This is a genomic window from Peribacillus sp. NPDC058075, from assembly GCF_042885195.1.
Taxonomy (GTDB): Bacteria; Bacillota; Bacilli; order Bacillales; family DSM-1321; genus Peribacillus.
On the sequence record NZ_JBHVSL010000003.1, the window covers coordinates 163,151 to 175,525 of the forward strand.

General features: G+C 41.6%; 11 protein-coding genes. 4 read left to right on the forward strand and 7 right to left on the reverse strand.

Features of this window, described 5'->3' with window-relative positions; all coding sequences use genetic code 11:
* Window positions 1-106 precede the first annotated feature (106 nt).
* Together pdaA and ACFVS1_RS21535 are read right to left on the reverse strand one after the other, a co-directional pair.
* Window positions 107-892 carry a delta-lactam-biosynthetic de-N-acetylase gene (pdaA, locus tag ACFVS1_RS21530; protein ID WP_387550346.1) on the reverse strand — a complete coding sequence of 262 codons (786 nt, stop codon included), beginning with the start codon at window positions 890-892 and terminating at the stop codon, window positions 107-109.
* A gap of 615 nt (window positions 893-1,507) precedes the next feature.
* Window positions 1,508-1,693 (reverse strand): hypothetical protein, encoded by a 186-nt coding sequence (locus ACFVS1_RS21535; protein ID WP_101224872.1) that lies wholly within the window; start codon window positions 1,691-1,693, stop codon window positions 1,508-1,510.
* Window positions 1,694-1,804: 111 nt separating this feature from the next.
* On the opposite strand from ACFVS1_RS21535, the gene ACFVS1_RS21540 reads away from it, so the two are divergent.
* Window positions 1,805-1,942 carry a hypothetical protein gene (locus ACFVS1_RS21540; protein ID WP_352925029.1) on the forward strand — a complete coding sequence of 46 codons (138 nt, stop codon included), beginning with the start codon at window positions 1,805-1,807 and terminating at the stop codon, window positions 1,940-1,942.
* A 48-nt stretch (window positions 1,943-1,990) separates the two neighbouring features.
* Here ACFVS1_RS21540 and ACFVS1_RS21545 read toward each other — a convergent pair whose 3' ends face one another.
* Window positions 1,991-3,559, reverse strand: a complete 1,569-nt coding sequence (locus tag ACFVS1_RS21545; protein WP_387550349.1) for a fumarate hydratase — start codon at window positions 3,557-3,559, stop codon at window positions 1,991-1,993.
* 292 nt (window positions 3,560-3,851) lie between these two features.
* The gene (locus ACFVS1_RS21550) at window positions 3,852-4,037 is read right to left on the reverse strand and encodes an SE1561 family protein (RefSeq protein WP_101224874.1); all 186 of its coding nucleotides are present in this window, start codon (window positions 4,035-4,037) and stop codon (window positions 3,852-3,854) included.
* Between the two features lie 150 nt (window positions 4,038-4,187).
* Between ACFVS1_RS21550 and yfkAB the strand changes: the two genes are divergently transcribed.
* Window positions 4,188-5,315 carry a radical SAM/CxCxxxxC motif protein YfkAB gene (yfkAB, locus tag ACFVS1_RS21555; protein WP_352925031.1) on the forward strand — a complete coding sequence of 376 codons (1,128 nt, stop codon included), beginning with the start codon at window positions 4,188-4,190 and terminating at the stop codon, window positions 5,313-5,315.
* 34 nt (window positions 5,316-5,349) lie between these two features.
* On the opposite strand, the gene ACFVS1_RS21560 is transcribed toward yfkAB, so the two are convergent.
* Window positions 5,350-6,162 (reverse strand): YfkD famly protein, encoded by an 813-nt coding sequence (locus tag ACFVS1_RS21560; protein WP_387550352.1) that lies wholly within the window; start codon window positions 6,160-6,162, stop codon window positions 5,350-5,352.
* A gap of 471 nt (window positions 6,163-6,633) precedes the next feature.
* On the reverse strand, window positions 6,634-7,692 hold the full coding sequence (cax, locus tag ACFVS1_RS21565) for a calcium/proton exchanger (protein WP_387550668.1): 1,059 nt from the start codon (window positions 7,690-7,692) through the stop codon (window positions 6,634-6,636).
* 189 nt (window positions 7,693-7,881) lie between these two features.
* On the opposite strand from cax, the gene ACFVS1_RS21570 reads away from it, so the two are divergent.
* Window positions 7,882-9,048, forward strand: a complete 1,167-nt coding sequence (locus ACFVS1_RS21570) for an MFS transporter (RefSeq protein ID WP_352925033.1) — start codon at window positions 7,882-7,884, stop codon at window positions 9,046-9,048.
* Between the two features lie 330 nt (window positions 9,049-9,378).
* On the forward strand, window positions 9,379-11,298 hold the full coding sequence (locus tag ACFVS1_RS21575) for a heavy metal translocating P-type ATPase (protein ID WP_387550354.1): 1,920 nt from the start codon (window positions 9,379-9,381) through the stop codon (window positions 11,296-11,298).
* Between the two features lie 234 nt (window positions 11,299-11,532).
* Here ACFVS1_RS21575 and ACFVS1_RS21580 read toward each other — a convergent pair whose 3' ends face one another.
* The gene (locus ACFVS1_RS21580) at window positions 11,533-12,372 is read right to left on the reverse strand and encodes a YihY/virulence factor BrkB family protein (protein WP_352925035.1); all 840 of its coding nucleotides are present in this window, start codon (window positions 12,370-12,372) and stop codon (window positions 11,533-11,535) included.
* Between the last annotated feature and the right edge of the window lie 3 nt (window positions 12,373-12,375).

The following is a 12,375-nucleotide window of genomic DNA, read 5'->3' on the forward strand; positions in this document are numbered from 1 at the left end:
TAGCAGTTTTCCACGTATTATAGCATGTTTCCTGAAATATTACTTGAATTTGAGGAGAATGGAAAAAAGCGGGACCTGAATTATCTCTTCAGGACCCGCTTCTCATTTAATAAAGCATTCGGTTCGGCAACTGCTTCTCAATCATTAAATCATCAAGGCTACCGAAAGCGTACCCTTGTTTTTCAAGATCCGTCAGAATCGAGTCCAATGCTTCCGCATTATCCTTCGATACGGTATGCAATAATAAAATCGCACCTGGATGAATCTGCTTAAGCACTTCATCGTGTGCGAACGCAGCACCCTTTTGTTGATCAACAATCCAGTCTCTATATGCCAGTGACCAGAAGATGTGGTAATACCCCTCTTTTTGTGCAATCCTCATTGTTCTCTCATTAAATACCCCACGAGGCGGCCTTAAATAGTTCATTCCCTTTTGCCCCGTTAATTTTTCCGTTGCTTCTTTTACCCTCTCAAGCTCCGTGCGAATCACATCGTCCGTCACGCTGGTCATATCCGGATGGTTCCATGAATGGTTTCCAACGATATGCCCCTCATTAGCCATACGGACAACAAGCTCAGGTGCCGTTTTTAAATAATGCCCCGTAACAAAAAAAGTTCCAGGAGCACGATGTTTCTTCAGAACATCTAAAATTTGAGCCGTATAGCCATTTTCATAACCGTTATCAAATGTTAAATAAACGACTTTCTTCTTTGTATCCCCCTTATAAATCGCTTCATATTCAGGCAGCATTTCATTGAATTTTTTACCGGCATCGGCAGGTGTCCCATTTTTTCCTTTATTGAAACCCCAGTTATAGGATTCTGCAAAAGCCGGGCTTGCCAAAGAGCATATCAAGCAAATAAAAGCGGATAAAATCACCATTTTTTTCATTGGAATATCCCCCATGTCCTTTTTTCTTATTGTTTGGAACATGGAGATTTATATGCATGATATTGTGAAGGTCGAATTTTTCGCCGCGTAGGTCGAATTTTCGCTCCGAAGGTCGAATTATTGCCGACGACGGTCGAATTTCCCCTCCGAAGGTCGAATTATTGCCGACGTCGGTCGATTTTTCGCTCCGAAGGTCGAATTACCGACGACGTCGGTCGATTTTTCGCTCCGTGGGTCGAATTACTGCTGACGTCGGTCGAATTTCCCCTCCATGGGTCGAATTACTGCCAATAACGGCCATTTCCCCTCCGTGGGTCGAATTATTGCCGACGTCGGTCGAATTTTTCGCCGCGTGGGTCGAATTATTGCCAATGACGGTCGAATTTCCCCTCCGTGGGTCGAATTACTGCCGACGTTGGTCGAATTTCCCCTCCGTGGGTCGAATTACTGCCGACGTTGGTCGAATTTCCCCTCCATGGGTCGAATTATTGCCGACGTCGGTCGAATAAAATTTCGCTCTGGATCAAATTAACGCTCCGGAGGCCGAATTCGTATCTATAATCCGACGCAAAAAAGGACCTCTCCTCCGAAAAGGATCGGCCCTCCATGTTTTGTTTATCCTTTAAATAACGCTTGTGCCGCCTTCCAAATAATGGCGATAGCGAAAATGAGAACGATTACAATTCCGATTACGTCAAGGAATGTTTCAAGTCCGGAGAAAATCGTGTTTGCCACAGGAAGTTTGATGAAAGCAAAACCAGTTAGCATGGCCATAAAGAATAAGAAGTAGTTATTCTGCATGAAAATCCCCCCTTTCTCTTCTAATGTATGTGCGACCTTTCCAAAAGATTGTACTTTTTTGAGGTAATTATCGCCTTTTTTTTCATATACATTAGCAAGGGGGCGAATCCGATGCTGGAATGGATAATAACCATAGGTTTTATTGGTTGTCTTGGTTTAGGTGCTGGAGTGTTTGTTCATTTTGTAAAAAGTGGATTGAATTTAGAGGATGCATCAAGGATTGATCCATTGCCGGATATAGAGGATTAAGGATAAAAAAGACGCTCAACCAATTGGTGAGCGTCTTTTTCCTTACTATTATTTAAATACTGGATCTTTGAATTGAGCAAGTTTTTCCAATGAAGATTGCTGAACATCTTTATGCAGGCTGTTTCCATGTGAATCCATGGTAACCACAGCTGTAAATCCTTCAACGTTCAGATGCCACATTGCTTCTGGAATACCAAATTCAGTGAAGTTTACACCTTCGACAGATTTAATGCAGTCTGCATAATATTGAGCAGCTCCGCCGATCGCGTTTAGATAAACGCCACCGTGTTCGCTTAGGGCTTCTAGTGTTTTTGGCCCCATTCCGCCTTTACCGATAACTGCACGGATGCCAAATCGTTTCATGATATCGCCTTGGTACGGTTCTTCACGAATACTTGTAGTTGGTCCCGCAGCCTTCACATGCCATTTACCTTCTTCGTCCTTCAGCATAACTGGTCCACAGTGATAGATGATTTGTCCATCAAGATCGATTGGTGCTGGGTTTTCAGACAAGTGCTTGTGGATTGCGTCACGGCCGGTATACATTCTACCGTTAATATGGACTACGTCCCCAACTTTCAATTCACGGATTTGTTCTTCCGTAATTGGTGCTTGCAGGGTGATTTCACGGGAAGCTTCAACGTCTGTTTCTACAGCTGCTGCCACTTCTTCCTTTGCGGCCTTTTCTGCTTCTAGAGCAAAGTCGATTTTCTCACCATCTTGATATAACCATTCATTAATATCGCCTGTTTCTGGATTCACTTTCACTCCTAAACGGCGGAAAGCCCAGCAGTTGTAAGCAACGGATACGAAAAAGCTTGCCGGAATACGGTGCATGACGCCGATCTTACAGCCAAGCAGCGTGGTTTCCCCGCCAAAGCCCATCGTGCCGATTCCCAATTCATTGGCTGTCTCCATGATGTAATCTTCAAGTTTACGAAGATCCTCATTCGGATTCACATCTTCATTACTGCGGAAAAGTTGAGCCTTTGCCAAATCGTATCCGGATGAACGGTCCCCTCCGATACCTACTCCGATGAAGCCTGCACTGCAGCCTTGTCCTTGAGCTTGGTACACAGAGTGAAGGACACATTTACGGATCCCGTCCAAATCACGGCCCGCTTTTCCCAATCCTTCAAGCTCCATAGGCAGACTGTATTGGATGTTTTTATTTTCACAGCCGCCGCCTTTTAAGATGAGACGGACATCAATATAGTCTTTTTCCCATTGATCGAATTTCATGACTGGAAGACCTTCCCCAAGGTTATCCCCGCTATTTTCACCCGATAAAGAGTCAACGGCGTTTGGACGAAGCTTTCCGCCTTTAGTCGCTAATATGATTGCATTTCGGATTGCTTCTTTTATTTCAAGTTGGTTCACGCCAACTGGAGTTTTTATTTTGAAAGTCGGCAGACCAGTATCCTGACAAATCGGTGATACATTGTCGTCAGCCATTGTTATATTATTCGTGATGGTGGTCAGGCTCAATGCAGAACGAGTACCTGCATTTTCACGTTGTTTTGCACTTTTGACCGCACGACGAACATCCTTTGGAAGATTCGTTGAAGTTTCAACGATTAGACTGTACATACTTTCTTGGAATTTTTGAATATCCAAATTTCTCTTCCCCCTCTTATTTCCCCTAGATTAGATTTAATCATTTCCCTGCTTCTCTATAAATAGCGAATGATATAACACCCGTTTTATTATACATCTAACATAATCTTTCGAAAACAAGTAATTATTTTTCATAATGAAAAGCAATTTCGAGAGAAATGAGCTAAGAGCCAGAAATAGCCCATGAGTTAAATTTAATCACCAATCATTTCCATCAAAAAAGGATGACGAAGTTTTCCCGTCATCCTTCATGAATATTAACATTGAAAAAATCATACTATCGAAACAGATATTAGTCTTCGCGTGTTTTGAATTGTTCCACTTTGCCTTCCAAATCATCTAACATGCCGATTAAGCGGTCTATATCTTCCAACTCCGTATTTTCCGGTTCGATATGATCAAGAACTTCCATGAACATCGTGAGGCGTTCTTTTAAGTATGTTAATTGTTCGTTTTTACCTGTAATGGATTTTCCCATGAGGCACTCTCCTTCCGTTCTTCTTTCATCGTAACGAAATCTGCTTGAAAGTGCAATGGCAAGCTATAAATGCAGCTCTCCGCCATTTGACAATTTTTGTCCCCATTGTTCATAATGGGTTAGTGCATTATTACGTAAGGAGTTTTAAATATGTCAATAATCAAGCAAGATCTTTTAACACCAATTTCACCCAAGTATGACCCTTGGGAAGCATATATGGACGTTGAACAATATGGAAAACTCAGCCTTACCAATGTGGAGTTCACCACCACCACCCTTTGCAATATGCGTTGTGAGCATTGTGCCGTCGGTTACACACTCCAGCCCAAGGACCCGGATGCACTTCCACTGGAATTACTGATTCAGCGACTCGAAGAGATTCCTTTGCTTCGCTCGCTTAGCATCACTGGCGGGGAGCCGATGCTTTCAAGAAAACAAGTGAAGAATTATGTTTTGCCTCTATTGAAATATGCCCGTAGCCGCGGGGTCCGGACACAAATCAATTCCAATTTGACCCTTGACCTGGAACGGTATGAGGAAATCATTCCTTATTTGGATGTTTTGCACATTTCCCATAACTGGGGAACAATCGATGAATTCATTGATATCGGCTTTGCCATGATGGACCGAAAACCATCTCGGGAACAGCGAAAGAAATTATTTGATAAAATGATCGAAAATTCCCGGGCCCTGACAAAGGCTGGTGTGCTGGTTTCTGCAGAAACGATGCTTAATAAACGGACATTGCCGCATCTTGAGCATATTCACAGACAGATCGTCGATGAAATGGGATGTCAAAGGCATGAAATTCATCCTATGTATCCAAGCGATTTCGCTTCGGCACTTGAAACTTTATCATTGGACAAAATGCGTGAAGCGATTCATCATTTGCTTGATATCCGTGATGAAAATGTTTGGATGCTTTTCGGTACCCTGCCATTTTATCCTTGTAATAACAATAAAGAGGATATAAAGCTGCTTCAACGCCTATATGGTTCACATAAAGTGACGGTTCGTAATGACCCGGATGGACGTTCCCGGTTGAACATCAATATTTTCACAGGGGAAGTGATCGTGACCGATTTTGGGGACGCACCTACATTAGGGAATATCAAAGACCAGCCCTTGACCGAATCCTATGAAACATGGATGAATTCGAAACTGGCCAATGAATTGAATTGCCACTGCCCGGCAGTCAAATGTCTAGGCCCCAATGTTCTCGTCAAAAATGCATACTACCCGAAGGATGACTTTAGGATCAGGAAATCATCGATATGAAGAAAAAACTCGCCAATCCGGCGAGTTTTTCAATTTACCTAGGTTGCTGAGAGACTGTGAAGCTGAAGGAAACATGGTCCTGAACCGGTATCCATGCACCGATGCCTTGTGAAGTGATGTTCTTTATCGTAATGGTTCTTTTATTTCCTTTTAGGTTCAAATACACTTCCCCATATGTGACCTTCCCTTTTTCATTGACGGCGGAAGCATAACTGGATAAGTAACCTATCCTATTAGAAGCAACATTGTATACTTCATCTTTTTTCGTACCAGCTCCAATGATCGTTTCAAAAGCCAATGGCAAATTCGTTTTCTCAGTGGCTTTTAACAGCATCATCTTTTGAACATCCTCTGCCTTAGGGATTTTTGCTGTAAGACCGCCACTCACTGCCTTCTGACTTTCCTGGACATAACGGATCCTGTATGGAACCTCACCGCCGCGATTATCGTAGTAATTCGTATTGATTTTTTGGTATTCCCAGTTTGGCGCCGTTTCCGAAGACTCATAATTCAATGCCCAATGGCCAAGGTAAATCGTCGCCCTGTAACCAAAGGCAAGCGGAGCTTTCGCAATTGCCGATTCATTCAACATATGGATGAGTTCTGGATTTTCAATCTTGATATCCGACGAATCGATCAATTGTTCAGCAAGCTTACTCGGTTGCAACATTGGAAGATCCTGGGTTGGGTTCGGATACGTATTCTCCTTTGCAATATTCAAAACGGAAGGTGGGATATTCACCTTATTCGGATTTGCTTTGCCTTCTGGAATATCAGCTGCAAAACTTACATTCGCCTGAATGAAGGCAATCAGGGCAATCATCGTAACAAGAATTGTTCTTCTCATGCTGTCGCACTCCTTTTGAGGGGTTCAATCATTTTGTTATAGATTTTGTTTTTAGCCAACATTCTATACATTTCATTCTTATTTCGATTTTGTAATAAATTTGTAAAGTTCAGAATATTTACTTTTTTATTTAAATCGGTTATACTTATTTTACATTATAAAAAGGAGGCGAAAATCGTTCATACCTATTAAACCTTCAGGAGGTATGCTTATCGAACAATCCATGACGCCCTTTTAAAGGATGACAGAAAACGAATTCGCCAATACTTAAATCTGATGTAAAAGGATGGTGTGACACTCTAGAATATTTTCTCAACTTTTACAAAAGCATGATGAAAAATTTTGGAACAACTTATGAATGGTAATTTACTAATATAGAAATGACTCTGCTAAATCTAACCTGAGCAGAGTCATTTTTATTTTTCAGTTATATAAAAAGAAAGACCTCCCGCATCGGAAGGCCTGCATTTCTTATAATAAGTAAAATCCAATTCCCATAATGAAGTAAGCGGCCAATAAGGTAAGGCCTTCAAACCAGTTCGTTTCCCCGTCATTCGAAATCATGATCATCAGAAAGACAGCTGTACCCATTGATATCAGTTCTGGCATTGTGAAAACAAGCGGCATATGCGTTGGATACATTAATGAGATAAGTACGAGTACAGGAGCAACGAACATCGCTACTTGAAGCGTGGAACCAACGGCAATCTCCACTGCGACATCCATTTTGTTTTTATAGGCCATTATGACGGCTGACGCATGCTCTGCCGCGTTCCCCACGATTGCAACGATAATGACACCGATGAATAACTCAGACCATCCAAAGGTTTCCCCCACTTCACTGAACGTATGAACAAGTTTCTCCGATACATACGCAACGGCCAATGTAGCGACAGCAAGTATTATAATTGCCTTTTTCTTGCTCCACTCCGGTACTTCCTCTCCATGTTCCTCGGATTTCTCCGTATGCTGATATACACCTCGGTGAGTAACCAATTTAAAGAATAATGCAGCTAGATATAATAAGATCAATATAATGGAAATTCCTACACTTAACGACATCGTGCTTGATTCACTCATATCTTGTGTGAATACTTCAGGTATGACGAAGGCTACAATAACTGCAAAAATCAATAGACCGGCATTATGCCTCGCATCGAATACATTAAATTTCTGCCTTTTGTATTTAGTCCCTCCGACAAAGAATGAAAGTCCTGCCACCAACAATAAGTTTCCTAATACGGAACCAGTCAAAGAAGCCAACACGACCCCCACAAGCCCCGCCTTTAATGAAAAGATGGATATGATCAATTCCACTGCATTTCCAAAGGTTGCATTCAAGAGACCGCCAATCCTTGGTCCCATAACGATCGCTAAGCTTTCAGTCGCACGGCCCATGAATCCTGCTAGCGCGACGATGGTTAAGCAATATACGATGAACATGATGACACTCGGCCAATGCAATAATGACCCAATGACTGATATAGGGACGCCTAACAGGACAAGCCCAAAAAATATTTTATTCACGATACTTCTCCTCACAATCCTATAGTTCTTATTATGTAACAAAAACTATCATACATAATCTTCCGGCGATGACAAAGGAAAATTTTATCATCCTCTCTTTTCTTGTCAATATTTACCCAAATTTCTATTGCTTAATCCTCTTCCTAAGATGTAACATCAAGAAGGCATACATTTCTTAGGAGACATGATTTTATGAATAATAAATTGCTTTTTAGCGTTTTAATCTTAATTGTCGGCATATCGGGGTTTTCTCAAGGGATGCTTCTGCCGATCATAGCCATCATTTTTGAAAATGACGGAATTAGCTCATCCCTAAACGGGTTTCATGCAGCCTCGCTTTATATTGGAATTCTGTTGATTTCCCCTTTTATGGAAGCCCCGCTCCGTAAATACGGCTATAAGCCATTGATATTATTTGGCGGGATAACGGTCATTCTATCGCTTGCCTTATTTCCTGTTTGGAAATCATTCTGGTTTTGGTTCGTCCTGCGTTTCTTCATTGGAATTGGCGATCATACACTTCACTTTGCAACCCAGACATGGATCACTGCCATTTCACCAAAAACGAAGCGCGGAAGGAATCTTGCCATTTATGGACTTTTCTTCAGTCTTGGCTTCATGGTTGGCCCAATGATGACGAAGCTTCTCGAGATTAATCAGTCTTTGCCTTTCATCATCACATCCATACTTAGTCTTCTAGCTTGGTCCACTGTTTTCCTTATTGGAAATGAGCTTCCTGAACAGGATGATTCTGAAAGCACATCATTTCTTGGCACACTCAAAAGGTTTACGAAAGTTAGCCGCATAGCTTGGGTCGCTTTTTTACTTCCGTTCACATTTGGCGTGCTTGAAGCATCATTGAATAGTAATTTTCCCGTATTCGCCCTGCGCTCCGGAATCGATTTAACCGCAGTATCCATCATCATTCCGGCATTTTCCGCGGGGACCCTGCTTACCCAGATTCCCTTAGGGATGATAAGTGACCGTTTTGGCCGGCGAAAGACCTTGCTGACGATACTTTTTTCAGGGTTTGCCATATTCACTCTTGCAGGGATTTATTCTTATTCGGTGCTTGGTCTATTCATTTGCTTTATGTTTGGTGGAATGATGGTTGGTTCGACTTTCTCGCTGGGAATCAGTTATATGGCAGACCTTTTGCCTCGCAACCTATTACCTGCTGGAAATTTATTATGCAGTATTTTCTTTAGCCTCGGCAGCATCGGCGGACCGTTTTTTGGCGGCCTGGTTATAGAACACATTGATGGAGGGAACTTTTTCTATATGATCAGTATCATGCTTATCCTTGTCTTCATATCATTGGCCTTGTTTAAGGAAAAAATGCCTGCTTCAGTTATGTAGTATAGTTTTTTATCTGGACTACTTCTTTTATTTTTCAATTTGAACTGTTTTTATCAATAGACTTTTTATTGGATAGGAGATACTTTATATTTTTTACTAGATTAGAATCATTCTTCTTTATTTCTAATTAGGTTATGTGGTATTATAATAATAACAAAAGGGACATTACGTTTAAAAACCTTTGAAAACATTGCTGTCATCGCAATTACGGTGGCAGCTTTCATATTTTATCCAGAGAAATGACGTTGATTATCTTTCTCAATTAGATATCGAACAAATGATAATCTATATCATTTACACAAAATAGAGAAGAATGTGGGAGGGAATCTTATGACTTCAGATACTAAACATTTAACCCAACCGGCTACATGCAAAACCACTTGGTTGGAAAAAGCAAAACCTCATCTAGAACTTATTGCTGCATTATTCAGCGGTTTATTAATCTTGTTGGGCTGGGTCCTTTCAAAGAACGGAATGGAGTCCACTTCCATCGTCATATACTTGGCTTCTTTCTTGATTGGCGGATATGCCAAGGCAAAAGAAGGAATTGAAGATACGATAGCCGACCGGGAATTGAATGTTGAGATGCTGATGATTTTTGCGGCAATTGGTTCTGCGGTCATCGGATACTGGACGGAAGGTGCCATATTGATTTTCATCTTCGCTTTAAGCGGTGCCCTTGAGACATACACGATGAATAAAAGCCATAAAGAAATTTCGGCACTTATGGACTTACAGCCTGAGGAAGCACTGCGCATCACTAATGGATATGAGGAAACCGTATCCGTTTCACAGCTGCATGTCGGAGATCTCATTTTAGTGAAACCAGGTGAGAGAGTTCCTTCAGATGGAAAAATCACGGACGGCCGAACCAATATCGATGAAGCCGCCATCACTGGTGAATCCATACCGGTCAGCAAATCATTGGATGATGAAGTATTTGCCGGAACTGTTAATCTCCGTGGTACGATTACCGTGGAAATCACCAAACCAGCAAGTGAAACATTATTTCAAAAAATAATCACGCTCGTTCAATCCGCACAAAGTGAAAAGTCCCCTTCCCAGCTGTTCATTGAACGGTTTGAAGGGACTTATGTAAAAGTGGTATTGACCGTTGTCGGTTTGATGATGTTCGTACCCCATTTCATATTGGGGTGGAGCTGGACCGAAACATTTTACAGAGCGATGATCCTGCTCGTTGTCGCTTCTCCTTGCGCACTTGTGGCCTCTATTATGCCAGCTACGCTTTCTGCCATTTCAAATGGTGCTCGTCATGGCATTTTATTTAAAGGCGGCGTCCATCTTGAGAATTTAGGTAACCTGCAGGCAATTGCTTTAGATAAAACCGGTACATTGACAAAAGGAAAACCGGAAGTAACGGATGTCATTATCCGCAAAGATTTAAACGAAGATGATTTCTTATTTCATATTGCATCTGTTGAAAATTATTCCAACCACCCTTTGGCAACATCGATCGTACGTTATGCCAAAACAAAATTGCAAAGAGACATCATTAAACCGGATAACATGGAAGATATCTCAGGCAATGGGGTTCAAGCATACATCAATGGCGTGCTTTGGAAAGTCGGAAAAGCTGATTTCGTCGGTCGCAGTGAAGCAGAACGATTTCAAAATGGCATTGCACTGACATTGGCTGAACAAGGTAAGACAATCGTTTATGCAAAGGATGATCAAGGGATTGCCGGTATTCTCACTTTGAAGGATGTCGTGCGTGAAGAAACCATTACAGCCATCGAAGCCTTGAAAAATGAGGGCATCCATACTGTCATGCTGACAGGCGATGGTGAAAAAACGGCTAAAGCGATAGCGTCTGAAAGCCATATTGATGCATATATTGCCGAATGCCTGCCAGAAACCAAAGTCACTGAAGTGAAAAGGCTGAAAGAACATTTTGGCACTGTAGCAATGGTTGGGGATGGCATCAATGATGCACCTGCACTAGCAACAGCATCTGTGGGAATTGCAATGGGTGAAGGCACGGATGTTGCCTTGGAGACAGCGGATGTTGTTCTGATGAAGAATGACCTGCCGCGTATCGCGGAAGCAGTAAAATTATCCAAGAAGATGAATCGAATCATCAAACAAAACGTCATCTTTTCAATTTCGGTCATCATGATCCTGATCGCATCCAATTTCTTCCAATTCCTTGACCTTCCATACGGCGTCATTGGACATGAAGGAAGCACAATTCTCGTTATACTGAACAGCTTAAGACTTTTGAGAAACTAAGCATGAAAAAGGAGCCCTCCAAGGCTCCCTTTTTTTATGATCGTTTCATTTAGTGATATCCGTTCTTACCATTTGCAGAACCTGATGTTTTATGGTTCGAACCTTTATTTTTTCCTTTTTGCTTTGTGCTGCCATCCTTTTTACTCATGAAAGAACTCCTCCTCTTCAAAAGTTGTTATTTCTTGAATAGTATCTGCAGCATGATTGTCCGCTATTACGGGAACTCCAGGAAGCTCATGCACATTCTGGTTTTTGCCTTTCACTTATGAGCGCATTTATTTCCCCGCCCAATATGATGATGAGCCCCGATAAATAAAACCAGACCATTAATACGATGATTCCTCCAAGACTTCCATATGTTGCGGAATAATTAGCAAAGTTCTCCACATAAAAAGAAAACAAAAAGGAAACAAGACTCCATCCTGCCGTTGCAAAAATAGCACCGGGCAGTACGGTTATGCATTTCAGCTTTACGTTGGGGGCAATCCAATAAAGGATAGTGAACACAATTAAAAATACAAGCGTACTGATCACCCAGCGAAGCTGGTTCCAAATCGTAAGAAACTCATCGGATTGTCCTATTTCGGCAAATAGGAATACTCCTATCTGTTTTCCGAATACCGGCAGCAATAAAACGACAATAAAAACAAAAATCATCGCTAAAGTGAGAAGTATCGACATTCCCCGGGAAATAAAGAAAGTTCGACTTTCTTTTACATCGTATGCATGGTTAAATGCTTTAATGATTGCATTCATCCCATTCGATGCCGACCATATCGTTCCGATGACACCAATCGACAATAAAGTCCCATTCGCTTCCATTACTTCAGATAAGTTGGCCTCAATGATTTTCATCGAATCGTCAGGCGCATATGTACGGACGGTATTTAATATATCTTCTTGGGAAAATGGCAGATAGGCCAATAAAGTGAATAAAAAAATAAGTAACGGAAACAGGGAAAGTAAGAAGAAATAAGACAGCTGTGCGGCAAGCCCCGACACATCATCCATCTGTAACCGTTTTATGAAAGCCTTGAAAAATGAGCCTTTCAGCCATTCTTTTTTATTGGCCATACC

Coding starts and splice junctions, on each gene's coding strand:
- pdaA (WP_387550346.1), bottom strand. CDS start 892: ATGAAAAAAATGGTGATTTTATCCGCTTTTATTTGCTTGATATGCTCT.
- ACFVS1_RS21535 (WP_101224872.1), bottom strand. CDS start 1,693: ATGCAGAATAACTACTTCTTATTCTTTATGGCCATGCTAACTGGTTTT.
- ACFVS1_RS21540 (WP_352925029.1), top strand. CDS start 1,805: ATGCTGGAATGGATAATAACCATAGGTTTTATTGGTTGTCTTGGTTTA.
- ACFVS1_RS21550 (WP_101224874.1), bottom strand. CDS start 4,037: ATGGGAAAATCCATTACAGGTAAAAACGAACAATTAACATACTTAAAA.
- yfkAB (WP_352925031.1), top strand. CDS start 4,188: ATGTCAATAATCAAGCAAGATCTTTTAACACCAATTTCACCCAAGTAT.
- ACFVS1_RS21560 (WP_387550352.1), bottom strand. CDS start 6,162: ATGAGAAGAACAATTCTTGTTACGATGATTGCCCTGATTGCCTTCATT.
- ACFVS1_RS21570 (WP_352925033.1), top strand. CDS start 7,882: ATGAATAATAAATTGCTTTTTAGCGTTTTAATCTTAATTGTCGGCATA.
- ACFVS1_RS21575 (WP_387550354.1), top strand. CDS start 9,379: ATGACTTCAGATACTAAACATTTAACCCAACCGGCTACATGCAAAACC.
- ACFVS1_RS21580 (WP_352925035.1), bottom strand. CDS start 12,372: ATGGCCAATAAAAAAGAATGGCTGAAAGGCTCATTTTTCAAGGCTTTC.